The 23,651-nt window shown below is 71.4% G+C and carries 22 protein-coding genes and 1 pseudogene; 8 read left to right on the forward strand and 15 right to left on the reverse strand.

Going from position 1 to position 23,651, the window contains the following annotated elements; translation table 11 throughout:
- Nucleotides 1–7: 7 nt before the first annotated feature.
- The gene (locus OG370_RS13295; protein ID WP_328463845.1) at nt 8–772 is read right to left on the reverse strand and encodes a class I SAM-dependent methyltransferase; all 765 of its coding nucleotides are present in this window, start codon (nt 770–772) and stop codon (nt 8–10) included.
- Nucleotides 773–928: 156 nt separating this feature from the next.
- Nucleotides 929–1,330, reverse strand: a pseudogene (locus OG370_RS13300) (Fur family transcriptional regulator); the annotation flags it as partial.
- 304 nt (nt 1,331–1,634) lie between these two features.
- Between OG370_RS13300 and OG370_RS13305 the strand changes: the two are divergent.
- Complete coding sequence (locus tag OG370_RS13305) at nt 1,635–3,017, forward strand: glycine--tRNA ligase (RefSeq protein WP_328463847.1); 1,383 nt, start codon at nt 1,635–1,637, stop codon at nt 3,015–3,017.
- A 112-nt stretch (nt 3,018–3,129) separates the two neighbouring features.
- On the opposite strand, the gene OG370_RS13310 is transcribed toward OG370_RS13305, so the two are convergent.
- The gene (locus OG370_RS13310) at nt 3,130–3,324 is read right to left on the reverse strand and encodes a hypothetical protein (RefSeq protein WP_328463849.1); all 195 of its coding nucleotides are present in this window, start codon (nt 3,322–3,324) and stop codon (nt 3,130–3,132) included.
- Between the two features lie 49 nt (nt 3,325–3,373).
- Complete coding sequence (locus OG370_RS13315; protein ID WP_328463851.1) at nt 3,374–4,354, reverse strand: helix-turn-helix domain-containing protein; 981 nt, start codon at nt 4,352–4,354, stop codon at nt 3,374–3,376.
- Between the two features lie 154 nt (nt 4,355–4,508).
- Between OG370_RS13315 and OG370_RS13320 the strand changes: the two genes are divergently transcribed.
- The gene (locus OG370_RS13320) at nt 4,509–8,879 is read left to right on the forward strand and encodes a carboxypeptidase regulatory-like domain-containing protein (RefSeq protein ID WP_328463854.1); all 4,371 of its coding nucleotides are present in this window, start codon (nt 4,509–4,511) and stop codon (nt 8,877–8,879) included.
- A 94-nt stretch (nt 8,880–8,973) separates the two neighbouring features.
- Here OG370_RS13320 and OG370_RS13325 read toward each other — a convergent pair whose 3' ends face one another.
- From OG370_RS13325 to leuA, 7 genes are all read right to left on the reverse strand, one after another.
- Nucleotides 8,974–9,771, reverse strand: a complete 798-nt coding sequence (locus OG370_RS13325) for an isoprenyl transferase (protein WP_328463856.1) — start codon at nt 9,769–9,771, stop codon at nt 8,974–8,976.
- 125 nt (nt 9,772–9,896) lie between these two features.
- Nucleotides 9,897–10,643 carry a DNA repair protein RecO gene (gene recO / locus OG370_RS13330; RefSeq protein ID WP_328463858.1) on the reverse strand — a complete coding sequence of 249 codons (747 nt, stop codon included), beginning with the start codon at nt 10,641–10,643 and terminating at the stop codon, nt 9,897–9,899.
- Nucleotides 10,644–10,692: 49 nt separating this feature from the next.
- Nucleotides 10,693–11,385, reverse strand: coding sequence for a response regulator transcription factor (locus OG370_RS13335; RefSeq protein ID WP_328463860.1), 693 nt, complete (start codon nt 11,383–11,385; stop codon nt 10,693–10,695).
- A complete protein-coding gene (locus OG370_RS13340) occupies nt 11,382–12,803 on the reverse strand; it encodes a sensor histidine kinase (RefSeq protein ID WP_443060665.1) in 1,422 nt (473 codons plus the stop codon). The genes OG370_RS13335 and OG370_RS13340 overlap by 4 nt, the downstream gene beginning before the upstream one ends.
- Nucleotides 12,804–13,189: 386 nt before the next feature.
- Nucleotides 13,190–13,891, reverse strand: coding sequence for a TerB family tellurite resistance protein (locus OG370_RS13345; RefSeq protein WP_328463862.1), 702 nt, complete (start codon nt 13,889–13,891; stop codon nt 13,190–13,192).
- A 280-nt stretch (nt 13,892–14,171) separates the two neighbouring features.
- Nucleotides 14,172–14,699, reverse strand: a complete 528-nt coding sequence (locus OG370_RS13350) for a hypothetical protein (RefSeq protein ID WP_328463864.1) — start codon at nt 14,697–14,699, stop codon at nt 14,172–14,174.
- 269 nt (nt 14,700–14,968) lie between these two features.
- A complete protein-coding gene (leuA, locus tag OG370_RS13355; protein ID WP_328463866.1) occupies nt 14,969–16,741 on the reverse strand; it encodes a 2-isopropylmalate synthase in 1,773 nt (590 codons plus the stop codon).
- A gap of 300 nt (nt 16,742–17,041) precedes the next feature.
- Here leuA and OG370_RS13360 point away from each other — a divergent pair, with 300 nt between their 5' ends.
- Both OG370_RS13360 and OG370_RS13365 read left to right on the forward strand, forming a co-directional pair.
- A complete protein-coding gene (locus OG370_RS13360) occupies nt 17,042–18,181 on the forward strand; it encodes a M4 family metallopeptidase (protein WP_328463868.1) in 1,140 nt (379 codons plus the stop codon).
- A gap of 5 nt (nt 18,182–18,186) precedes the next feature.
- A complete protein-coding gene (locus OG370_RS13365) occupies nt 18,187–18,453 on the forward strand; it encodes a protealysin inhibitor emfourin (protein ID WP_328463870.1) in 267 nt (88 codons plus the stop codon).
- Nucleotides 18,454–18,534: 81 nt separating this feature from the next.
- Here OG370_RS13365 and OG370_RS41475 read toward each other — a convergent pair whose 3' ends face one another.
- Together OG370_RS41475 and OG370_RS13370 are read right to left on the reverse strand one after the other, a co-directional pair.
- Nucleotides 18,535–18,768: a type II toxin-antitoxin system HicA family toxin gene (locus OG370_RS41475; RefSeq protein ID WP_443060666.1), complete on the reverse strand. Its 234-nt coding sequence runs from the start codon at nt 18,766–18,768 to the stop codon at nt 18,535–18,537.
- Nucleotides 18,758–18,973: a type II toxin-antitoxin system HicB family antitoxin gene (locus OG370_RS13370; RefSeq protein WP_328463872.1), complete on the reverse strand. Its 216-nt coding sequence runs from the start codon at nt 18,971–18,973 to the stop codon at nt 18,758–18,760. Before OG370_RS13370 ends, OG370_RS41475 begins: the two co-directional genes overlap by 11 nt.
- A gap of 185 nt (nt 18,974–19,158) precedes the next feature.
- Between OG370_RS13370 and OG370_RS13375 the strand changes: the two genes are divergently transcribed.
- The 3 genes from OG370_RS13375 (at nt 19,159) to OG370_RS13385 (ending at nt 20,621) form a co-directional block, all read left to right on the forward strand.
- Nucleotides 19,159–19,350 carry a hypothetical protein gene (locus OG370_RS13375; RefSeq protein ID WP_328463874.1) on the forward strand — a complete coding sequence of 64 codons (192 nt, stop codon included), beginning with the start codon at nt 19,159–19,161 and terminating at the stop codon, nt 19,348–19,350.
- 222 nt (nt 19,351–19,572) lie between these two features.
- On the forward strand, nt 19,573–20,379 hold the full coding sequence (locus OG370_RS13380) for a helix-turn-helix domain-containing protein (RefSeq protein ID WP_328463875.1): 807 nt from the start codon (nt 19,573–19,575) through the stop codon (nt 20,377–20,379).
- Entirely contained in the window at nt 20,376–20,621 is a 246-nt protein-coding gene (locus OG370_RS13385) for a DUF397 domain-containing protein (protein ID WP_328463877.1), read from the forward strand. The genes OG370_RS13380 and OG370_RS13385 overlap by 4 nt, the downstream gene beginning before the upstream one ends.
- Nucleotides 20,622–20,681: 60 nt before the next feature.
- Here OG370_RS13385 and OG370_RS13390 read toward each other — a convergent pair whose 3' ends face one another.
- Nucleotides 20,682–21,248 carry a DJ-1/PfpI family protein gene (locus OG370_RS13390; protein WP_328463879.1) on the reverse strand — a complete coding sequence of 189 codons (567 nt, stop codon included), beginning with the start codon at nt 21,246–21,248 and terminating at the stop codon, nt 20,682–20,684.
- 418 nt (nt 21,249–21,666) lie between these two features.
- Here OG370_RS13390 and OG370_RS13395 point away from each other — a divergent pair, with 418 nt between their 5' ends.
- On the forward strand, nt 21,667–22,317 hold the full coding sequence (locus tag OG370_RS13395) for a hypothetical protein (protein WP_328463881.1): 651 nt from the start codon (nt 21,667–21,669) through the stop codon (nt 22,315–22,317).
- Between the two features lie 109 nt (nt 22,318–22,426).
- Here OG370_RS13395 and OG370_RS13400 read toward each other — a convergent pair whose 3' ends face one another.
- Nucleotides 22,427–23,644: a sensor histidine kinase gene (locus OG370_RS13400; RefSeq protein WP_328463884.1), complete on the reverse strand. Its 1,218-nt coding sequence runs from the start codon at nt 23,642–23,644 to the stop codon at nt 22,427–22,429.
- Between the last annotated feature and the right edge of the window lie 7 nt (nt 23,645–23,651).

The following is a 23,651-nucleotide window of genomic DNA, read 5'->3' on the forward strand; positions in this document are numbered from 1 at the left end:
GCCGACCCTACGCCGGTCCGGCCGGCCGCCGCGCGACCGTGACGATCTCCCGGCTGGCGGCGTCCAGCGGTCCGCGGACCCAGTCGCCGTACTGCGCCTCGATCTCGTAACCGGCCTCGGCCAGAAGGGAGTTGAGGGCGGCCGGTTCGAGGAAGCGCAGCTCGGCCCGGTCCACCCGCAGCACCGTGCCGCCGGGCGCGGCGGTGGTGCCGTGGAAGGCGACGACGCCGCCCGCCACGGAGTCCACCCGGTGCCAGACCCGCAGGGGCCGGCCGCCCGGGCCGGTGACGTCGGCGGCGTTCGCCGGGTTCCACTCCTCCCAGGCCCGCGCCTGCGGGTGCCGGGTCTCGAAGGCGAACCGCCCGCCGGGGCGCAGCGCGGCGCGGACCGCCGCGAGCGAGGCGCGGATCTCCTCGTCGGCCACCAGGAACTGGAAGGCGTGCCCGGTCATCACCGCGAGGTCGAACTCCCCGTCCCAGGCCGCGGCGCCGGTCGCGGCCGCCTCGACCCACTCGACGTCCGTACGGCGCCGCGCCCGGGCCAGCGCGTCAGGGTCCGGGTCCAGCCCGACCAGCCGCCCCCGGTGCCCGTCGGCCCGCATCCGGTGCAGCATCGCGCCCGTACCGCAGCCGACGTCCAGCACGGAGCCCGCCGTCGCCATCAGCCCGGCGTAGAAGCGGTCACCCGGGTAGAGGTCGGGGTCCCACGGGTTGAGCAGGTCGTAGAGCGCGGCGGCGTCTACGTACGAGTCCGGGTGCGGGTCGGAAGGCACGGCGCCAGTGTTCCGCGGTGGCCACGGACGGCCAACCGATTATCCGGTCGGCCGATGATCCGCCCGCAGGACGCCGCCCACAGCCCGCCGGGCCGCCGGCCACAGCCCGCCGGCCGCCGAGCCGCGCTCAGCCGGACCCGCCGGGGCGCTCCCCTCCGCACACTCCCCGCAGGTCCCGACGATCTCCATCGTGTGCGCGACGTCCACGAACCCGTGGGTGGCCGCGATCGACTCGGCCCACTTCTCCACGGCCGGCCCCTCGACCTCCACCGCCTTGCCGCAGCCGCGGCAGACCAGGTGGTGGTGGTGCCCGCCACCGGAGCAGCGGCGGTAGACCGACTCGCCGTCGCCCGTACGCAGCACATCGACCTCGCCGGCGTCGGCGAGGGTCTGGAGGGTGCGGTAGACCGTGGTCAGGCCCACCGAGTCGCCGCGGTGCTTGAGCAGGTCGTGCAGGTCCTGCGCGCTGCGGAACTCGTCGACCTCGTCGAGGGCCGCCGCGACCGCGGCGCGCTGTCGGGTGGAGCGGCCGCGCACCGGCTGCTTGGTGCTGTCCACCGATTGCCTCCTTCTCGGTCTTCCCGGTCTTCTCGATCACCCCCGGATGCGTCTCGCGCACCCGTCCGGGCGGCCCATTGTGCCAGCCCGGGCCCGATCACCACGGTCCGGATAAGTGGAAACCATTGTCAATTATTGCTCACTCTCCGCTGAACCGGACCGCGCCGGGCGGGCGGCGGGCGGGCGGCGGGCGGGCGGCGGTCGGGCGGCGGGCGGGCGGCGGGCGGGAACGGATTTGATATGGGCCCCACACCCGCCGGTAATCTGGGACGACTGAACCCCCCGTCGCACTGAAGAGAGCACCGTGGCCGCCGACAAGATCGACACCATCGTCAGCCTGAGCAAGCGCCGTGGCTTCGTTTTCCCGAGCAGTGAGATCTACGGCGGTTCCAAGGCCGCCTGGGACTACGGACCGCTGGGCGTCGAGCTCAAGGAGAACATCAAGCGCCAGTGGTGGCGCTCCATGGTGATTTCGCGTGACGACGTGGTGGGACTCGACTCGTCGGTGATCCTCGCACCCGACGTGTGGGTCGCCTCCGGCCACGTGGCCACCTTCTCCGACCCGCTCACCGAGTGCACCTCCTGCCACAAGCGCTACCGCGCCGACCACCTGGAGGAGGCGTACGAGGCGAAGCACGGCAAGCTTCCCGCGAACGGCCTGGCCGACATCAACTGCCCGCACTGCGGCACCAAGGGCGCCTTCACCGAGCCCAAGCAGTTCTCCGGCATGCTCCAGACCCACCTCGGCCCGACCCAGGACGCCGGCTCGGTGGCGTACCTGCGGCCCGAGACCGCGCAGGGCATCTTCGTGAACTTCGCCCAGGTGCAGACCACCGCCCGGCGCAAGCCGCCGTTCGGCATCGCGCAGATGGGCAAGTCGTTCCGCAACGAGATCACGCCCGGCAACTTCATCTTCCGCACCCGCGAGTTCGAGCAGATGGAGATGGAGTTCTTCGTCAAGCCGGGCGAGGACGAGAAGTGGCACGAGTACTGGATGGAGGAGCGGTGGAACTGGTACACCGGCCTCGGCCTGCGTGAGGAGAACATGCGCTGGCTGGAGCACCCGAAGGAGAAGCGCTCCCACTACTCGACGCGGACCGTCGACATCGAGTACCGCTTCCAGTTCGGCGGCCAGGAGTTCAGCGAGCTCGAGGGCATCGCCAACCGCACCGACTACGACCTGTCCTCGCACGCGAAGGCGTCCGGCCAGGACCTGTCGTACTTCGACCAGGAGGCCGGCGAGCGCTGGTTCCCGTACGTGATCGAGCCGGCGGCCGGTGTCAACCGCGGGATGCTCGCGTTCATGCTCGACGCCTACAACGAGGACGAGGCGCCCAACGCCAAGGGCGTCATGGAGAAGCGGACCGTCATGCGGCTCGACCCGCGGCTGGCGCCCGTCAAGGTCGCGGTGCTGCCGCTCTCCCGCAACCCGCAGCTCTCCCCGAAGGCGAAGGGCCTGGCCACCGCGCTGCGCAAGAACTGGAACATCGAGTTCGACGACGCGGGCGCGATCGGCCGCCGCTACCGCCGGCAGGACGAGATCGGCACGCCGTTCTGCGTCACCGTCGACTTCGACACCCTCGACGACAACGCCGTCACGGTGCGCGAGCGCGACACGATGAAGCAGGAGCGGGTCTCCCTGGACCAGGTCGAGGCGTACCTCGGCTCCCGGCTGCTGGGCTGCTGACACCGGTCACCGGCTCGGCCGCGCACGTACGGCCTGGACTCCCCCGACGGCTCCCGCCGCCGGGGGAGTCCCGCGTTCAGGACGGAGATCCCGCGGCGCGGAAGTCCCGCGGTCAGGAATCGGTGGTGCGGTCGGCGAGTACGTAGCCGTTGAGCGACACCGAGTCGGCGTTGATCGCCGGCACCTGGAACATGACCGGATTCCGTTCCGACGTCGACACGCAGTAGCAGGTCGCCCGGTCCAGGGCGGCCGAACGGCTGTCGCCGGTGCTCAGCCGGTCCCGGCACCGCGCGGGGGTTCCGGCCATCCGGAAGACGCTCACGCGTCAGGGGCGCGTGGACGGGTCGCCCGGCGCGTCACAGCCAGCCGCGGCGCGCCGCTTCCATGCCGAGCTGGAAACGCGTCCGCACCCCCACGACCTGCATGTGCTCGTGGATGTGCCGCTGCACGGTGCGGACGCTCCACCCGAAGGTGCGGGCGATCACCGCGTCGGTGGCGCCGCTGGCGAGGAGCCCGAGCAACTGGCGGTCGAGCGGGCTCATCGACGTCTGGTTCTCGGTGGACCCCGACCTGTTGAGCGGGACGGCACGGGCCCAGACCGCCTCGAAGAGTGCCGTGGTCATGTCCAGCAGCGACGAGGGGTGGATGAGGTACGCGACGCCGGTGTGGTACTCGGCGGCCGAACTGACGATCGCCATGGTGTCGTCGCACAGCACGAGCTTCGCCGGCAGCGACGTGCCGACCTTCGCGCGTTCACCGCGCCTGATCCCCTCCCAGATGTTCTCCAGCCGGCCGGGGACGGCCACCGACTCCTGGTCGTAGACCACCCGGTAGCCGATGGTGCCCGCCTCCAGCGACCGTCGCTCCTCGAGGTTGGGGCCCTCGTCCCCGTGCTCGCCCGCGGCGACGAAGTACGGCGGCTTGTCGAACGCCCGCACCTCGCGCCGGGCGGAGCGCTGCACCCGGACGAAGGTGCGCCATATCTTCGGTGCGCCTCGGATCACTTCGATGTGCTCGGCCGGGTCGTTCGCGAGCGTCTCGGCGTGGAACGCCTCGTCCAGCTTGTTCAAGTGCTGCTGGAGCCGGCGCAGTTCGTGCTCCCGCTTGGCGATCAGGACCGATCCGGCCAGTGCCGGCTCCACCGCCGAGTAGCGGACCGGCCGGCCCGGCAGCCGGGTCACCAGACCGCGCTGGATCAGGCTCGCGAGCGCCCGCGTGGTCCTGGCCGCGGTGACGTCGACCCGATGTGACAGGACGTCAGCGGTGCAGTGTCCCAACGGGATGAGCGCTTCGTACACCCGGGCCTCATTCTCAGGTATCCCGACGGTTTCCCACATGAAAACTCCCTGGCGCGTTCTGGCCACCTGTCATGAACCCGACGCTGGTGGACACTTGTCAGTCCTGGCACAACCACGACACCGTCTCTTACCACAAGGCTCGCCACGTCACCCCCGACCCACCGAGCCTGTGAGGTTGTAAAGGGAGACAACGATGAAGAGCACGTCCCTGCTACGAAGACTCATCACCCTCCTGATCGCCGCAGTCGTCGTCGCGGGCATGTCCCTTGCCGTGGCGGGTACCGCTCGGGCCGAACCGGCGCGGCCCAACTCGTCCCCCACACAGCACGGTTCCCAGGCGGCCGCGCCGAAGACCGAAGCGCCGCAGGCCAAGGCCGCCAAGGCGAAGTCCGCGGCACCCGCCACGACAGGCTCGCAGGCCGCCGACTACTCGGCCGCGTGCGGGCAGACCACCACCAAGCACAGGTTCACCTGCTTCGCGCTGAAGCGCACCGACGTCAAGGCGCAGAAGGCGCTGGCACAGAACGCCACTCCGGCCGGCTACGGACCCAGCGACATCCAGTCCGCCTACGACCTGCCGGCCGCGACGGCGTCGCCGACCGTCGCCGTCGTCGACGCCTTCGACGACCCCAAGGCCGAGTCCGACCTCGGTGTCTACCGTGCGCAGTACGGGCTGCCGGCGTGCACCACGGCCAACGGCTGCTTCACGAAGGTCGCCCAGGACGGCAGCAGCAACTACCCCTCGCCGTCGCCGGCAGGTGACGACTGGACGTCCGAGAGCTCGCTCGACCTCGACGCCGTGTCAGCCGCCTGCCCCTCCTGCCACATCCTGTTCGTCGAGGCGGACAGCGACAACGGCGACAGCCTGCCCACGGCGGTCGAGACCGCCCGCACCTTGGGCGCGAAGTTCATCTCGATGAGCTGGGGCGGCCCGGAGGACGGCACCGAGAACAGCTCGGACCAGCAGGTCTTCGACCACCCGGGCGTCGTGTACGCCGCGTCCAGCGGTGACAACGGCTACGCCGCCGGGACCATCTACCCGTCCACGTCGAAGTACGTCGTGTCCGTCGGCGGCACATCGCTCGAACGCTCACCGGGCTCCGGCCGCGGCTGGGCCGAGTCGGTGTGGGGCGGCGCCGGCAGCGGCTGCTCGCAGGACGTGACCAAGCCCGCCTGGCAGAGCGCCATCACGGCGTGCACCACCCGCGCCGACACCGACCTCTCCGCCGTCGCCGATCCCCAGACCGGCCTGGCGATCTACAACAGCTACACCGACAGCGGCTGGGACATCTACGGCGGCACCAGCCTGTCCGCCCCTCTGATCACCTCGATGTACGCCCTCGCCGGCACCCCCGTCCCGAACACCTCGCCGGTGAGCTACCCCTACGACGACCCGAGCCGGGCGAGCGACCTGTCCGACGTCACCTCGGGCTCCAACGGCGCGTGCTCGCCGAGCGAGCTGTGCCGGGCCGGCACCGGCTGGGACGGCCCGACCGGTCTCGGCACGCCGCACGGTGTCGGCGCGTTGACCACCGGACCGCACGGTGACATCAAGGGCGAGGTGACCGGCGCGGGCACCGGCAAACCCGTCACCGGCGTCGACGTCACCACGGCGAACGGCGACTACTCCGCGACCACCGGCGCCGACGGCAGCTACGACCTGGTGGTCCCGGCCGGCAGCTACGACCTGACGGCGACCAAGTACGGCTACGCCGACAACGCTGTCACCGGTGTCGCGGTCACCGACAACACGTCGGTGACCGAGAACTTCTCACTCACCGCCAAGCCGCTCCACACCGTGTCCGGCAACGTCACCGACGGGTCGGGCCACGGCTGGCCGATGCGGGCGAAGATCACCGTCGACGGCTACCCCGGTGGCCCGGTCTACTCCGACCCGTACACCGGCCACTACTCGGTGTCCCTGCCCGCCGGAACCACGTACACGATGCACGTCGCATCCGCGGACCTGCCCGGCTACACCGGCCAGGACGCCACCGTGGCCGTGAACGACTCCGACGTGTCGCAGGACGTCGCCCTCAAGGTCGACGCGAGCACCTGCACCGCGCTCGGCTACGCCTACCAGGACGTGGGCAGCACCGAGGAGTTCACCGGCTGGACCGGCAAGAACCTGCAGGACGGCTGGACCGTGACCGACGGCGTCGGCAACGGCCAGACCTGGACCTTCGACAACCAGGGCGGCTGGGCACCGCCGAAGGGCAGTGACGGCGCCTTCGCCGACGTCGACTCCGAGGTGTACTACTCCATCGACGGCCCGGACGACAAGCAGGACACCTCGCTGGTCTCCCCGGTCATCGACCTGTCCGGCGGGCAGGGCGGCGACAGCCCCGAGATCGGCTACGACAGTTCGTACATCGGCTCTCCCGGCCAGACCGGCAGCGTCGATCTCAGCCTGGACGGCGGCACCACCTGGACGGGCGTGCACCAGCCCTACAGCGACTCCGGGCGCGTCGACATCCCCGTCCCGCAGGCCGCCGGGAAGTCCGACGTGCGGGTGCGCTTCCACTTCACCGGCAGCGGCAGCAATCGGCGCTGGGAGGTCGACAACGTCCTGGTCGGCTCCCGTTCCTGCGTCCCGCAGACCGGCGGCCTGGTGGCCGGCACCGTGACCGACGCCAACACCGGCGCCCCGCTGATCGGGGCGAAGGTCAGCAGCGACACGGACGCGACGGCCTCCGGCGTGACGACCGCCACCCCGGACGACGCGGGCCTGGGCGACGGCTACTACTGGCTGTTCAGCCCGCACACCGGCAGCACCGGGTTCTCCGTGACCGACGGCAAGTACACGCCGGCGCAGGCGAAAGCCAAGGTGCCGGCCGACGCCGTCCTGCACCGTGACTTCGCGCTCGACGCCGGCCACGTCACCATCGCGCAGCAGAGCGTCTCCACGAGCCAGGTGCTCGGTGCAGCCACGTCGAAGACCGAGACGTTCGGGAACGACGGCACCGCACCGGTGCACGTGAACCTCAGCGCGGAGGACGGAGGGTTCACCGCGATGGGTACCTCACCAGAGGCCGCCACCCCCTCTGGCGCGGCTCCCCTGACCACCAGGACCAGAACCAGCCGCGCCGCGGCGACCCCGACCACCGCGGTACCCGGGTCCGGCCCGGTGCTGAGGGCGGCCGGCCCGGCGGTGGGGCCGTGGACCGACACCGCCGACTATCCCGAGCCGGTGCAGGACGACGCGGTCGCGAGCCACGACGGGAAGGTCTACGTGGTCGGCGGCTTCAACGGGTCGTACGCGCTCCAGGACACCAACGTCTACGACCCGTCCACCCAGGCGTGGAGCCCGCTCGCCGAGCTGCCCGAGCGCCTCGAAGCGGCCTCCGCGGCGTTCCTCGGCGACACGCTGTACGTCGTGGGCGGGTGGAACGACGGCGACGCCGGCAGCACCCACACCTACGCCTACGATCCCGCCAAGGACACCTGGACGCGGATGGCCGACCTGCCCACCGGCGTCGCCGCGGCCGGCAGCGCGGTGGTCGACGGCAAGCTCTACGTCATCGGCGGCTGCACGAACGGCACGTCCTGCGCCGCCACGGCCACCGTCTCCAGCTACGACCCGGGCAGCAACGCCTGGACATCGGAACCGGACTACCCCACCGCGGTCTCCTTCACCGCCTGCGGGGGCGTCGCCGCGCAGGTGGTGTGCGCGGGCGGCTCCGGCAGCACCTCGCTGACCAGCACCTACTCCTACGCGCCGGGGGCCGGCGGCTGGACCGCGAAGGCCGACCTGCCGATCGACGCGTGGGGAGCCTCGGCCGCCACCGCGAACGGCAAGCTGGAGGTCATGGGCGGCGCCGTCAACAGCGGGACCGAGGTGACCAACCAGGGCTTCGCCTACGACCCCGACACCGACAGCTGGTCCGCCCTGCCCAACTCCAGCAACGCCGGCTACCGCGGCGGCGCGGCGTGCGGCATCTACAAGGTCGGCGGCGCCGGTCCGGCCGGCGCCACCTCCGAGGTCGAGCACCTGCCCGGCTACGACCAGTGCGGCGGTGACGTCGGCTGGATGTCGGAGGACACCACCGCGTTCGACGTCGCACCCGGCCAGAGCGTCACCGTGCGGATGACCACCGACTCCTCCACCCAGTCCCAGCCCGGCACGTACGCCGGGCAGGTGTTGGTCGGCACCGACTCGCCGTACGGCAGCGCCCAGCCGATCGCGGTGACGATGAACGTCACACCGCCCAAGACCTGGGGCAAGGTCAGCGGGACGGTGTCCGACAGCAGCGGCGCACCGATCTCCGGTGCCACCGTGGCGATCTGCACCATGTACGCCACCGGCACCGGTACCTGCGGGCCGACGACGTACACCCTGAAGACCGACGGGCACGGCGCCTACCAGCTCTGGCTGAACAAGGGCTTCAACCCGCTGCAGATCATCGCCGCCGAGGACGGCTACACCCCGCTGATGAAGATCGCCCGCATCCAGAAGGGAGGCACCACCACGGTCGACTTCGCCCTGCCGTCGAACAGCGCCTTCACCGCGGCGAAGACGCAGGACTACCTGACCGCCCATGTGCACAGCAGAGCCGTGAAGTAGCACACACCGAGACGTGTCGCGCCGGGTGGTGCCATCCGCCCCCGGCGCGACACCGCTGTCGTGTCACTGCCCGGCCGGGCCGCCGCCGGCCGCGTTACGCCTGGGCGGAGCCGAAGCGGCGGTCGCGCTGGGCGTATTCGAGGCAGGCCCGCCACAGGTCGCGGCGGTCGAAGTCCGGCCAGAGCACGTCCTGGAAGACCATCTCCGCGTAGCTGCTCTGCCACAGCAGGTAGTTGGAGGTGCGCTGCTCGCCGCTGGGCCGCAGGAAGAGGTCCACGTCGGGCATGTCGGGGTAGTAGAGGTACTTCGCGAAGGTCTTCTCGTTGACCTTGGACGGGTCGAGCCGGCCCGAGGCGACGTCGCGGGCCAGCGCCTGCGCGGCGTCGGCGATCTCGGCGCGGCCACCGTAGTTCAGGCAGAAGTAGAGCGTCATCGCGTCGTTGTCGACCGTGCGCTCCTGGGCGATCTGGAGCTCGTGCACCACGGACTTCCACATCTTCGGCATCCGGCCCACCCAGCGGATGCGGATGCCGAGTTCGTTCATCTCCTCGCGGCGGCGGCGGATCACATCGCGGTTGAAGTTCATCAGGAAGCGCACCTCGTCCGGCGAGCGCTTCCAGTTCTCGGTGGAGAACGCGTACAGCGACAGGTTCTTGACACCCATCTCCAGGCAGCCCTTGAGCACTTCGAGGACGACGCCTTCGCCGACCTTGTGACCCTCGGTGCGCGGCAGCCCGCGCTCGGTCGCCCACCGGCCGTTGCCGTCCATCACGATGGCGACGTGCTTGGGGACCAGCTCGCCCGGGATCTTCGGCGGATGCGCGCCGGAGGGGTGGGCGTCGGGCGTGCGGTAGGTCTTCCGGTGACGGGTGAGAATCCCGCGTCGTGCCATGGTGGTACGTCTCCCGACAGGTCGTGGCAGGTCGTCGTCGATCATGCGGTGCGGCGCAGTGCGTTGCGGTGCGTTGTCGTGCGTGCTGGTGCGCGGCGTCGCGGTGCGGTGCGGCGCCGCGGTGCCTACTTCTCCACGAAGCGCAGCGACCGCAGTCCGCGCTCCAGATGCCACTGGAGGTAGGCCGCCACCAGCCCGCTGCCCTCACGGCAGTGGCGCGGCTCGCAGGCGTCCGCGGTCTCCCAGTCACCGCCCAGCAGCGCGCCGAGCAGTTCCAGTGCCTCCCGTGAGGGTACGACGCTTCCGGGCACCCGGCACTCGCCGCAGACGACTCCTCCCGCGCCGACCGAAAAGAACCGGTTCGGTCCGGCCATTCCGCACCGGGCGCAGTCGTCGAAACTCGGCGCGTAGCCGTTGACGGCGAGCGAGCGCAGCAGGAAGGCGTCCAGCACCAGCCGCGGCTCGTGCTCGCCCGCGGCAAGGGTGCGCAGCGCGCCGACCAGCAGCAAATACTGCTGCACGGCCGGCTCGCCCTCGTGGTCGGTGAAGCGCTCGGCGGTCTCCAGCATGGCGGTGCCCGCGGTGTAGCGCTCGTAGTCGGTGACGATGGCGCCGCCGTACGGGGCGATGGTCTCGCCCTGCGTGCACAGTGGCAGGCCGCGGCCGACGAGCTCCCCGCCCCGGGTGAAGAACTGCACGTCGACGTGGCTGAACGGCTCCAGCCGGGCGCCGAACTTCGACTTGGTGCGCCGCACCCCGCGGGCCACCGCGCGCACCCGGCCGTTCCTGCGGGTCAGCAGGGTGATGATCCGGTCCGCCTCGCCCAGTTTCTGGGTGCGCAGCACGATGCCGTCGTCGCGGAACAGACTCATGCCGACCATTCTCGCCTACGGCGGCGCGGGCCGGGGGAACGATTCGCCGTCAGTGCTCCGTGCCCGGCGCGACCAGGCCCGACTCGTAGGCGGAGATGACCAGTTGGGCGCGGTCGCGGGCGCCCAGCTTGCCCATGATCCGGCTGACGTGGGTCTTCGCGGTGAGCGGGCTCAGGCCCAGCGCCTCGCCGACCTCGCTGTTGTTCAGGCCGCGCGCGACCAGGGTGAGCACCTCCCGTTCCCGGTCGGAGAGGCAGGCCAGCAGGGCCGGGCCGGGCGCGCTGGGCAGCGGGCGGTCCGGCAGCCGCAGCACCCGGGCGATCAGCCGCGCGGTCGGGCCGGGCGACAGCAGCGCGTCACCCGCGGCGACCGTGCGGATGGCGTCCAGGAGTTCGGCGGGCCGGGTGTCCTTGACCATGAAGCCGGACGCGCCCGCGCGCAGCGCGGAGACCACGTGATCGTCGTCGTCGTAGGTGGTCAGCACCAGCACCCGCACGCCCGCGAGGTCGTCGTCGGCGGCGATCCTGCGGGTCGCCTCGATGCCGTCGAGCTCCGGCATGCGGATGTCCATCACGACCACGTCCGCGCGGGTGCCGTGCGCCATGTCGACGGCTTCCAGGCCGTTGCCCGCCTCGCCGACCACCACCATGTCCGGCGCGGACTCGACGAGCATCGCGAACGCGGCGCGCACCAGGTTCTGGTCGTCGGCGAGCAGGACCCGGATCGGCGTGGACTCGGTCATCTCTGGTCTCCCTGGGGTGCGGACGGCGCCGCCGGTGCGAGGGGCGCCACCGGTTCCTGCGGGGTCGGTTCCTGCGGGGTCGGTTCCTGCGGGCTGGCTTCCTGCGGGGTCGGTTCCTGCGGGCTGGGTTCCGGCTGCCCTGGCGGGGTGAGCGGGAGTTCCGCGTGCACGGCGAAGCCGGGGCCGTCGGTGCGGGGGCCCGCGGTGAGGGTGCCGCCGACGCTGCGGGCCCGCTCGCGCATGCCCACGATGCCGAAGCCTTCCGTGCGGTGCGGGGGCGGGGCCTGGCGGGCGTGCGGTCCGTCGTCCTCGACGCGCAGCCTCAGGCGGTCGCCCTCGCGGCGTACGGCGACGGTGACGCGGGGGGCGGTGGCGCCGTGGCGGACGGCGTTGGTGAGGGCCTCCTGCACGATGCGGTAGGCGGCCGCCTGGACCGCGGGTCCGGGGTCGCGCTGCCCCTCGTCGGACCACCTGCCGGTGGAGGGCTGGTCACTGGGGCGCCCCTGACCGGGCACCTCGGGCCCCGCGAGGTCGAGGGCGAGGTGGACCTTCGCGCCGGTGGCCTCGGCGGCCCGGGTGAGGGTGGGGATGCCGGCCAGGGACGGGAGGGGGCCGTCGCCGTCGGCGCGCAGCACGCGCAGGGTGGTGCGCAGTTCCGCGCGGGCCTCGCGGCAGGTGTCGGCGATGGCGTCGAGCGCGGAGGCGACCGCGGTGCGGTCGAGCCGGTCGGGGTCGGCGACGAGGACGTGCGCGGCCACCGACGTCTGGACGCCGATCAGGGTGATGGAGTGCGCGAGCAGGTCGTGCAGGTCGCGGGCGATCCGCAGCCGTTCCTCGGCGACCCGGCGGGCGGCCTCCTCCTCCCGGGTGCGCTCGGCGCGTTCCGCGCGCTCGGTGACCGCGGCCACGTAGTTGCGGTGCACCCGCACACCCTCGCCGGCCACCGGCACCGCCAGAATCCACCCGGCGCTCTGCAGCATCGCGGCGGCCTCGTGCTGCTTGCCGACCGTCGACATGATGACCAGCATCGCGCCGACCACCACCGGCACCGTCAGCACGGTGCGCAGGTGCGGCCCGGCGACGGCCAGCGCGTACAGGGCGACGATGCTGGAGGGGATCGGCGCGATCTGGATGTACTGGAGGTAGTGGTAGAGCGCGACGGCGCCGACCATGCCCAGCAGGCACAGCATCGGCGTCCGGCGGCGCCACACCAGCACCACGGCACTGGCGGTCAGCAGGGTCCAGCCGAGCGCGTCGGGCCGGTGACTGCCGGTCCCCTCGGGCAGCACCGCGGCCACGACCGTCTGGTCCACCAGGATCAGGGCGGCGAGCGCCACGTCGTTCCGGGAGACCTTCGGGCGCGGGGGTCCGGAGACGCCCGCCGTGAAGAGCGACAGCAGCGCGGATTCTGAGGGCACGCGGACATCCTCCGTGACAGCGGGCGGCGTACTCCAGCCTCCCGCCGTGACGGTGCCTCCCTCATCGGGCCCGCGGCCGAGAACGCGCTACTCCCCGGGGCTACCGGCGGAGGGCCGGTACTCCGCGGGGAGTAGCCGCACCCCGTGTCCGCAGCCTCCGGCGGGCTCGCCCGGCGTCAGGCCGACCAGGCACAGGCGTGCGAGCTGCCGCCCGGCGCCAGGCCGACCGGGCACAGGCGTGCAAGCTGCCGCCCGGCGCCAGGCCGGCGCAACAGCCAGCCCCGAGCCGACCACGAACGGCGGCCACGCCACCGGCAGGGTCGCCACAGTGCCCCCGGCGGGGCCCGGGCCGACGGTCCTCAACACGGCCAAGCCCGCGGCAGGCGTCACGCGGCGGTCGCGGCAGCCTTCAGCAAGCGGTCGATGTGGTCGGTGTGCAGCGACAGGCAGCGGCCGATCGCCTCCAACACGTCCCGCTCGGCGGGCAGGTAGGGCCCGTCGGCGAGCGCGATGTGCGCGCCTTCGAGCAGCACCCGCTCGCGGCCCTGGGGCGCGAGGTGGTCGGCGAGCGGCTCCAGCGCTTCGTGCAGCTCGATCGACAGCCAGCTGCCGCAGCCGTCGACGGCCTCGGCGAAGGAGTCGGGGCCGAGCTCGTCGGAGCGGCGGAACCGGCCCTCGTCGGCGACGATCGCGGCGAGCAGGCCGAGGAGTTGGTCCTCGGTGCAGTCGCTGAAGCCCGCCGCGCGCACCGCGCTCACCGCGGCCTCCCGAGTGGACCGGGCGGTGCCGCCGCCCGCGGTGAGCACCGCGAGCGCGATGGTGTGCACCGCGTCCCGCAGCATCGCGGCGAAGCGGGTGGTGGTCGGGCAGAGCAGCACCTCGGAGCCGTACTGCTGGTGGCAGGCGGCGCACTCGATGACGGTGCCGGCCGGACCCCGGGCGAACAGCGGCACGTTGAGCACCGTCAGCCTGCGGGTGCCGGTTCTGCGGTGGTACGCGCGGTCGCCGCCGCACTCGGGGCAGTAGAACTCGCCGTCGTCCTCGGTGTGCCAGGCCGTGCGCACACCCCAGATAGGCCCCAGTCTCATCGCACCCTCCGGCCGTCCTCGTCCCGGTACGCATCCGCAACGGCCCGAACGTGCGCAGCGGCCACGGTGCCGTACAGCGTGATGTTAGCCACAGTGGACAGGTCCAGTCAGTACCGCGTACGAGGGCAATTCACCTGGGCGGGTGTTCCGGTGGCCGTTGCGGCGGGTGGTCCGGCGCACGGTCCGGCCGTTTCCGCTGGTTCGGCCGGTGCCGCTGGTCCAGCTGGTTCCGGTGGTTCGGCCGGTTCGCGGATTCCGCGGATGCCGCCCGTCCTCCTGCTCAGCCGTGCACCACGAGCGAGGAGATCCGGTTGTCCCAGTCGGCGCCCAGGTAGGGCTGGTCGCCGACCCAGATACGGGTCTCGCCGCGGTATCCGGCGCCGTCCCAGCCCTCGACGACCGCGCAGCCGCCGTAGTCCCGGAAGGACGAGACCGCGTGGTCCCAACTGCGGCCGAGGCTGTCGGAGATGTCGAAGACGCCCACCCCGCCGGCGTCGCAACTCCCGGCGTCACCGCGGATGTCGGTGGCGCCGCCGGTGTACGCGGCGCCGGTGTACCAGGTCATCAGCAGGGTGCCGGAGCGGGCCTCGCGGGTGTCGGCGGCGGCACCGCAGCGGGCGGTGGGGGCGTCCGCGCGGTGCAGGGTGAGCACGCAGTGGGCGTGCGACAGCACCTCGGACGCCTGCTCGCCGGCGGGCCGCACCTGCGCGGTCTGCCGGGGGGTGGGTACGGGCGGGGGCGGCGCCGGGTCCACCGCGCGGGCGGTGGCGGGCCCGGCCGTGGCGGCGGCCAGCAGGGCGGCGGCCACGGCCGTGAGAAGCGCGGATGCGGGTCTTCCGCGCCTCGGGGCGGTACGGCGCCCCACGGACGCGCGCGTTCTGGACATGGGCTTCAGGGGCATGTCCGCCACCGTAGGAACGCGGTGGCCGCGAGCCGGGCGCGGACATCGGCCGGCCGCGGGAAATCACCCGGGTGCGTGAGCGCCGGCCGTACGTTGACGGGCGTCGGGCCGGGACCGGAACGGACCCGGACGACGACCCGAACGGCGGCCGGCGATCACGCGGGATTGACGGGTGATCAGCGGGCCGCGCGGTTGACGGCGGAGACGACGGCCTGCAGCGAGGCGCGGGTGGTGTTGGCGTCGACGCCGATGCCCCACATCACGCGGCCGTCGATGGCGCACTCGATGTACGACGCGGCCTGCGCGGACGCGCCCTCGCTGAGGGTGTGCTCGGAGTAGTCCAGCAGCCGGGCGTCCACCCCGACGGCGGCCAGCGCGTCGAAGAACGCCGAGATCGGGCCGTTGCCGGTGCCGGTCAGGGTGGTCGGCGCGCCGTCCACCTCGGCGCCCACGGTCAGCGCGTCGGTGCCGTCACTGGAGGTGGAGGTCTGGGCGGAGCGCAGCGCGATCCGGCCCCAGGCGTGCTCCGGGGTGGGCAGGTACTCGTCCTGGAAGATCGCCCAGATCTGCGCCGGGGTGACCTCGCCGCCGTCGGTGTCGGTCTTGTTCTGGATGATCTTCGAGAACTCGATCTGCATCCGGCGCGGCAGGTCCAGCTTGTGGTCGTTCTTCAGCACGTAGGCGATGCCGCCCTTGCCGGACTGCGAGTTGACCCGGATCACGGCCTCGTAGGAGCGGCCGACGTCCTTGGGGTCGATCGGCAGGTAGGGCACCGCCCACTCGATCTCGTCGACGGTCTTGCCCTGGGCGGCCGCGTCGGCCTCCATCGCCTCGAAGCCCTTCTTGATGGCGTCCTGGTGGGAGCCGGAGAAGGACGTGTAGACCAGGTCGCCCGCGTAGGGGTGGCGCGGGTGGATCTCCATCTGGTTGCAGTACTCGGCGGTGCGGCGGATCTCGTCGATCTGCGAGAAGTCGATCTGCGGGTCGATGCCCTGGCTGAACAGGTTCATGCCCAGCGTGACCAGGTCCACGTTGCCGGTCCGCTCGCCCTGCCCGAACAGGCAGCCCTCGATCCGGTCCGCCCCGGCCATCAGCGCCAGCTCGGCGGCGGCCACCGCGGTGCCGCGGTCGTTGTGCGGGTGCACCGACAGGCATACGTACTCGCGCCGGGACAGGTTCCGCGACATCCACTCGAACCGGTCGGCGTGCGTGGAGGGGGTGGAGCGCTCGACGGTGGCCGGCAGGTTCAGGATGATCTCGCGGCCGTCCTCGGGCTGCCAGACGTCCATCACGCCCTCGCAGACCTCCAGCGCGAAGTCCAGCTCGGTGTCGGTGAAGATCTCCGGGCTGTACTGGTAGCCGAAGACCGTGTCCTGGCCGAGGATCTTGTCGGCGTACTCCACCACCAGCCGGGTGCCGTCCACCGCGATCTGCCGCACCTGGTCGCGGCTGCCGCGGAAGACCACCCGCCGGAAGACCGGCGCCGTCGCGTTGTACAGGTGGATGGTCGCCTTGCGGGCGCCGACCAGCGACTGGACGGTCCGCTCGATCAGTTCCTCGCGGGACTGGGTGAGGACGGAGATCGTCACGTCGTCCGGGATCGCGTCCTGCTCGATGATGGAGCGCACGAAGTCGAAGTCGGTCTGGCCGGAGGCGGGGAAGCCGACCTCGATCTCCTTGTAGCCCATCCGCACCAGCAGGTCGAACATCTCCCGCTTGCGGGCCGGCGACATCGGGTCGATCAGTGCCTGGTTGCCGTCGCGCAGGTCGGTGGACAGCCACCGGGGGGCCTTGGTGACGCGCGCGTCGGGCCAGGTGCGGTCGGGGATGTCGACCTGCTCGTACCGCCCGTACTTGTGGATCGGCATCGAGGTCGCGCGCTGCGTGACGGTCTCGGCGGTGATGGGCGTGGCACGGCCGACGCGGTTGCTGCTGGGCTGCGAGTTCATCGGGGGTGGCTCTCCTCGGGGGTCCGCTCGGGGCGGCCGACGGCTTGGGAACGCCCAAACTCCGCGGGGAGGGGGTCGGCCTACGACTACAGGCCCTCGCCGCGGCAGCTAAGGAGAAGCAGCCCGAAACGCATGAGACCGACCCTAGCCGAACCGCGGACGGAAGTCGCAGCCGGTGCGTACTTCCTCTCAGCATGCAAGACGACCGGGGCGTCCACCCCGGTCCGCGCGATTCCCTCCTTTCCGTGGTGTGAACGGGAAAACGGTGACACACAGTGCCCGAGCTGACACATTCCGGTCATGGGAGTTTTCTGCACGATCGTGCCGCCGCACATCCTGGACCGCCTCGCCCGGTCCGACGACCCGGAGCTGTCCGCGACTGCCCGCCACACCCTGGAGCACGACGCCCGGCAGCGGACCCGGCGGCGGCTGAACGCGGTGGTCGGACCACCCGGCGGCGCCCCGTCCGCCGCCGCCCCGGCCGCGCCCGCCGACCAGCCGCAGCGCACGATCTACGACGCCAAACACAAGGACGACCTCCCCGGGCGCAAGGTCCGCGCCGAGGGCGCGAAGCCGTCCCGGGACGCCAGCGTCAACCGCGCCTACGACGGGCTCGGCGCCACCTTCGAGACCTACCTCAAGGCGTACGCCCGGCACTCCATCGACGGCCACGGGCTGCCGCTGACCGCCAGCGTGCACTACCTGGAGGGCTACAACAACGCCTTCTGGAACGGCGAGCAGATGGTCTTCGGTGACGGAGACGGCAAGATCTTCCTCGACTTCACCATCCCCGTCGACGTCATCGGCCACGAACTGACCCACGGTGTCACCCAGTTCACCGCGAACCTCGACTACCAGGACCAGTCCGGCGCGCTCAACGAATCGATCTCCGACGTCTTCGGCAGCCTGATCAAGCAGTTCACGCTCGGGCAGACCGCCGACCAGGCGGACTGGCTGATCGGCGCCGGGCTGCTCGCCCCCGGCGTGCACGGCGTCGCGCTGCGCTCCATGAAGGCCCCGGGCACCGCCTACGACGACCCGCACCTCGGCAAGGACCCGCAGCCGGGCACCATGGCCGGCTACGTCTCGGGCCCGGACGACAACGGCGGCGTGCACATCAACTCCGGCATCCCCAACCACGCGTTCTACCTCGCCGCGGCCTCGCTCGGCGGGCACGCCTGGGAGCAGGCCGGGCAGATCTGGTACGACACCCTCACCGGCGGCTCGCTCGCCTCCGACACGGACTTCGCCGCTTTCGCCGAGGCCACGGCCGCGGCGGCGAAGGCGCGTTACGGTGAGGGCGCGCAGTACCAGGCGGTGCGGTCCGCGTGGACCACGGTGGGCGTCACCGGCTCCTCCGGCTCCTCCGGCTCCTCCGGCTCCACCGGTTCGGCCGAACTGCCGCGCCAGCAGCCCGGCGAGCAGACCCAGGAGGCGTAACTCCCGTGCGTATCGAGGTGGTCCGCTCCGGTGGGTTCGCCGGCATCCCCCGGCGGGCCACCCTCGACACCGCCCACCACCCCGACGCCCCCCACCTCGAAGCCCTCGCCCGAGCCGCCCTCACCCCTCCGGGCGATCACCCGCGCCCACCCGTCCCCGACGGCTTCACCTACACCCTCACGGTCGACACCCGCGAGGTCCGCTGCGCCGACCCCGGACTCACCCCCGCCCAAAGGGAGTTGATCACCGCGGTCCTGAACGAGGGCGCGTAACGGGTCGCTGCCGGCCGAGACTCACGCGATATGGCACACCGATCGGGCAATGGCAGCCTCTGGCCCGCCGGGGCTGAGCGGTCACTTCAGATGTGTGGAGACCTCCTCGACGGTCCAGTCGGCCTGCCGCAGGATGGAGCGGACGGTGCCGGGAGCAAGTTCGCGGTGCAACGGGACGATTACCGTCCGGTCATCCTTGCGGTACTTGGCGTGGCTGCCGCGAGTGTGGAGATGTGGTCGAAACCTGCTCGCTCCAGAGCTTTGGCAACCCCGGCACCGGACAGACCCGAGGGGACAGCAGGGCTCATGCGACACGGACCTCGACCGGCGCGGTGATCACGTCCGTGACTTCGGGAGCGGGTGCGTCCTCGAAATAGAGCTCCAGCGCCTCACGAAGATTGACCAGAGCCTCCTCGATGGTCTCACCCTGGCTGGTGACCTCCACCTGGAGGCAGCGGGCCACGTACCACTCGCCTTCGTGAGTGATCGCGGCAGTGAGGCGCAGCGCGCGCGATGTCATGCGAAAAGTGTGGCACGCGCCTGCGGCCTACTCCCGCCTATCGGCGCATGAACGTGCAGGTCGTACAGCAAGACGCTCTGCGACGGTGAGTCATACCGCCGGGCCGCGACGCACGAGCCCCAGTGCCTCACAAGTTCCCGGCCGCGCTCCGCCCCCGCGCGTAAACTGAGCGCTCCGCTCAGGCAGTGGGCGACATCACGTGGATGAAGGACCCGTCGCTCGACGACGCCGACAGCCTGCTGCCGCCCGAGGCGATCGCCAAGGAGATCGTCGAGGACCTCCAGGCCACGCTGAGCGAGTTCGCCGCCATCGCAGAGGCCCTCGGCGGCGACGTGCCCGCCGACGCCGACGCGAGCGAGGCGGGCCTCACCGACTGACGTCGCCCGCGTGCGCCCCCGAATGCGCCACGGCGCACGCGGGTCGGGATCGGCTGGTCCGCGCGCAACCGAATCACCGTTTCGGGTGAGCCTTTCGGACAACCTGACCGATTCGGTATGCGTGGTGACTACTTTTGCCCGCATGGAACCTGACTCCGTATCAGAGGAGTCAGGGCGACGGCGGGCCACGGGCGCACGCCGCGCGCACGGGGAGGCGACCTCATGACCAACGAAGGCACCGGCAGCATGCGGGTGTTCGGCGCGGTGGTCCGCGCCGTCCGCGAGGCGGCGGGAAAGGACCAGCAGGAACTCGCCGACCACGTCGGATACTCGCGGGCGATGATCACCCGCGTCGAGCTCGGCGACCGCATGCCACCGCCCACGTTCGTGGAGAAGGCGACAGCGTTCCTCAACGCGGGCGAGATTCTGTCCAAGGCGGCGGAGAAACTGGACCGCACGGAGCACCCGGCGTGGTTCGAGGGGTACGTGGACCTGGAGAAGCTGGCTGTCAGCCTGTACACGTACGACACGCTGGTGGTCAACGGTTTGCTTCAGACCGAGGAGTACGCCCGGGCCGTGCTGAGCGTACGGTGCCCGGTGCTCGAAGCCGAGGAGATCGAGCACCGTGTGGAGGCCCGCATGGCGCGGCAAGTACTTCTCACGCGTAATCCGCCAGCACAGTTGGCGTTCATCATCGAGGAGTCCGCACTCCGACGTCTGCCGGATGGGAAGAAGGTGCAGAAGGCACAACTGGCGCACCTGCTGAAGGTCAGCTCCATGCGCCACGTCGCCATTCAAGTGGTCCCCACGAGCTGCGAAGGCCACGCGGGCTACGACGGCCCGATGCACCTGCTGGAGACACGGGAGCGGCGCCTGCTGGCCTACCTGGAGGTCCAGGAACACAGCTTCCTCGTGCACGACCGCAACGAAGTCAGTGAGCTCAACCAGCGTTATGCGATGATCCGCTCGCAGGCCCTTAGTGTGGGAGAGTCCGCAAAGGTGATCGAGCAGATTGCAGGGGAGCTATGACCTCCGAACTCACCTGGTTCAAGAGCAGCTACAGCGGCAGTGGCGGCGGCGCCTGCATCGAAGTCGCCCTGGACTGGCGCAAGTCCACCTACAGCGGCAGCGCGGGCGGGGAGTGCGTCGAAGTCGCGGCCTGCCCCCACACTGTCCACGTCCGCGACTCCAAGGACCCCGAAGGCCCCGCCCTCGCGTTCCCCGCCGACGCCTGGGCCGCGTTCCTCACCTACGCGGCCTCGCACGCGTAACCGGACCGACGACGGTGGCGGCCCCCGCTCACCCGTAGGGGCCGCCCCCGCCGACCGGATCTACGCAGCCGGGGCCACCTTCCGCAGCACCGCCACGAACTCCCGCATCCACACCGGATGGTCGGGCCAGGCCCGCGCGGAGACCAGCCGGCCGTCGACCACGCCGTCACCGTCCTCGTACTGCGCGCCGGCCGCCACGACGTCCGGCTCCAGCGCCGGATACGCCGCCGTACGACGACCGGTGAGCGACCCCGTGGCGGCCGGGATCAGCGGGCCGTGGCAGATCTGCGCGACCGGCTTGCCCTCCTCGAAGAAGTGGGCCACGATCCGGCGCAGCCGCGGATCGTTGCGCAGGTACTCCGGCGCCCGGCCGCCCGGGATCACCAGCGCGGCGTACCCGGCCGGGTCGACCTCGTCGAAGCCGAGGTCCGCGGGCCACGTGTAGCCGGGCTTCTCCGTGTACGTGTCGAAGCCGTCCACGAAGTCGTGCACCACGAACTGAAGCGTTTTACGGGTCGGCGCGGCGATCTCCACCGCGTAGCCCTCCTCCTGCAACCGCTGGTACGGGTAGAGCACTTCCAGGGATTCGGCAGCGTCCCCGGTCACCAGAAGGATCTTCACCGTCATCGTCAGGTCCCTTCCACTCACTCCCCCACGCCGCTCTCGGCGCCGGCTCCCCCACGATGCCCCACCCCCGCCTCGGATAACGCCCCATCCACCCCGAACGGCGTAAACAACGCCACTCCGCCAGTACTGGCACTGCCGAGAACCCTCGCGAGGTGAAATTGCACCAGTCGGCCAACGCAGTCGAGGTCGCATCCCGAGCCCTCAGAGAGGCACCAGGCGGAAGCTCTCGGTCGCCTCGAACCCCCTTCTCTGCCCCGGGCCGCGGCCTTCCGGGCCTGCGTCCGGGCAACGGCCGAACGCACCGACACAGACGTGATCGAGCCAACCGCCCCGAACCGCAACCGAATCGGGTTGCCCCCTCCAGTCCTCGCCGAGAATCTTGAGGCCGGATCATGGCGAGGCACAAGGACGGCGAACCGTGGCAGTTCCGTACCCGCAGACGCGGGAGTTCCAGGCGTTCAGGACCAACATCGAGTACGCCCGGCAGATGGTGGTGGCCGGCAAGAGCCTGGCTGCCTTCCAGTCGCCGCTGTTCGACATCGGGGACTTCTACCGCGCCGCGTGGGTGCAGGCCGTCAGCGCCATCGACCACTGGTTCCACGAGGAGTTGTACCGGCGGGTGGCGGAACTGGCCGGACAGGATGGTCCCGGAATGCCCTACCAGCTGACGAAGTTCGAACTACCGCTGGAGAAGGTCGAGGAGGTGCGGCGGGGTACGACAAGCCTCGCCGACGCCGTCTCGGAGCACGTGAAGGCGAAGTGGGCCAACGCCTCACTCCAGAATCCCCGCAAGATCAGCGAGGCGCTGAAGTTGGTCAGCGAGGAGGACGTCTGGGCCAAGGCCGCCGTTCAGATCAACGCCTGGAACCACGGCCGGACCGCGATGACTGCCCAGGCCGTCAAGAAGCAGCACCTGACGATCACCGACCGCCGTAACAAGATCGCCCACGAGGCGGACCTCGTGGACGGCAGTCTCAAGCAACGCCGCCCGATCACCGACGCGGACGTCACCGACGCCATCGACTGGACCGAACGGATCGCGCTCGCCATCGCCGTCGCCCTGGGGTAGGGCAGCCTCCGCATACGGCCCGAGGGAACCTGCCACGCCGGGCCGAGCCCCGCGCCGTTTCCTGCGGACACTCGGTGCCGCAACCTCAGACGCACCGGAAGACATCGCGTCAGTCGTGGGGAACGTCGATCGTCGCGGACAGCGGCAGCCGGGCCGTCAGGACGAAGCTGCCGTCGGGTCCGGGGCGGGCGGTCAGGTCGCCGTCCAACCGGGAGACGCGGTCGCGGAGCCCGGTGAGGCCGCGGCCGCTGCCGCCCAGCACCGGTACCGGCAGCGCGGCGGGCGGTGGGCCCGCGGTGGTGACCTGGATCTCGACCGCGTCGTGGCCGTAGCGGACCTCGACGGTGGTGCGGTGGGCCGGAGCGTGCTTGACCGCGTTGGTCAGCCCCTCCTGGACGACCCGGTAGGCCGCGAGTTCGACGGACGCGCCGGCCGGGCGCGGCGCGGCACCGTACTCGATCAGTTCGACCGGCTGACCCGCGACACGGGCGGTGTCGACGAGGTCGGGCAGCCGGGCGAGCCCCGGTGCGGCCGGGCCGCCCGCGCCGTCCTCGTCATCGAGGAGACCGAGCAGGTCGCGTAGTTCGGTCAACGCCTGGCGTCCGGTCCCGCTGATGGCGCCGAGCCCTTTCCGGACCCGGTCCTCCTCGCCGGGCAGCAGGAACTGCGCGGCGTCGGCCTGCACGACCATCGCGGTGACGTGGTGGGTCACCACGTCGTGCAGTTCCCTGGCGATCCGTGCCCGCTCCTCGGTCACCGCCGACTCCGCCGTACTGCGCCGCAGTTCGGCCACCGCGCTCACCCGGACCCGGACCCACGCGCCGGCTCCCCAGCACAACACGAGTGCGAGGTAGAAGGACATGTAGTCGAAGAGCCGCTCCGGCGAGTGCCGGCCGTGCAGGACGACGGACAGTCCGATGTACGCCGCCGTCGCCACCACGGCCACGACCCCGCGCAACCGCCTCAGGTGGGCGCCCGCGCTGTACAGCGCGATCACCAGCCCGAGCCCGGCGAAGGTCGCGGTGTACCCGATCGACTGGTCGACGGCGAACGCGCCCGCCACCAGGGCGAGACAGACCGCGGGCCACCTGCGGCGCACGGCCAGCGGCAGCGCCTGTCCCAGGATCAGCAGCACCCGCAGCGCACCGCTCCTGTGCGGCGCGAGCTCACCCAACTCCACGCCGTAGTGCGCGAGTCCGGGGGTGAACGCCACGGCCGTCACGACGCCGGCGAGGACGCTGTCCCGGGCCGCCGCGCCCCGGGCCCGCCACCATTGCCCGAGCGCCCGCCGGCTTCCGGTCAGCGACGGGGCCACGTCCTCGAACACGCGGTCA

Origin of the sequence: Streptomyces sp. NBC_00448, from assembly GCF_036014115.1 — a bacterium.
Classification (GTDB): Bacteria; Actinomycetota; Actinomycetes; order Streptomycetales; family Streptomycetaceae; genus Actinacidiphila.

Bases quoted from the DNA above. Each gene is read 5' to 3' on its own strand.
- OG370_RS13380 (WP_328463875.1), top strand. From the start codon at position 19,573: ATGACCAACGAAGGCACCGGCAGCATGCGGGTGTTCGGCGCGGTGGTC.
- OG370_RS13335 (WP_328463860.1), bottom strand. From the start codon at position 11,385: ATGACCGAGTCCACGCCGATCCGGGTCCTGCTCGCCGACGACCAGAAC.
- OG370_RS13315 (WP_328463851.1), bottom strand. From the start codon at position 4,354: ATGTGGGAAACCGTCGGGATACCTGAGAATGAGGCCCGGGTGTACGAA.
- OG370_RS13345 (WP_328463862.1), bottom strand. From the start codon at position 13,891: ATGAGACTGGGGCCTATCTGGGGTGTGCGCACGGCCTGGCACACCGAG.
- OG370_RS13390 (WP_328463879.1), bottom strand. From the start codon at position 21,248: ATGACGGTGAAGATCCTTCTGGTGACCGGGGACGCTGCCGAATCCCTG.
- OG370_RS13385 (WP_328463877.1), top strand. From the start codon at position 20,376: ATGACCTCCGAACTCACCTGGTTCAAGAGCAGCTACAGCGGCAGTGGC.
- OG370_RS13360 (WP_328463868.1), top strand. From the start codon at position 17,042: ATGGGAGTTTTCTGCACGATCGTGCCGCCGCACATCCTGGACCGCCTC.
- OG370_RS13320 (WP_328463854.1), top strand. From the start codon at position 4,509: ATGAAGAGCACGTCCCTGCTACGAAGACTCATCACCCTCCTGATCGCC.
- OG370_RS13370 (WP_328463872.1), bottom strand. From the start codon at position 18,973: ATGACATCGCGCGCGCTGCGCCTCACTGCCGCGATCACTCACGAAGGC.
- leuA (WP_328463866.1), bottom strand. From the start codon at position 16,741: ATGAACTCGCAGCCCAGCAGCAACCGCGTCGGCCGTGCCACGCCCATC.
- OG370_RS13310 (WP_328463849.1), bottom strand. From the start codon at position 3,324: ATGGCCGGAACCCCCGCGCGGTGCCGGGACCGGCTGAGCACCGGCGAC.
- OG370_RS13325 (WP_328463856.1), bottom strand. From the start codon at position 9,771: ATGGCACGACGCGGGATTCTCACCCGTCACCGGAAGACCTACCGCACG.
- recO (WP_328463858.1), bottom strand. From the start codon at position 10,643: ATGAGTCTGTTCCGCGACGACGGCATCGTGCTGCGCACCCAGAAACTG.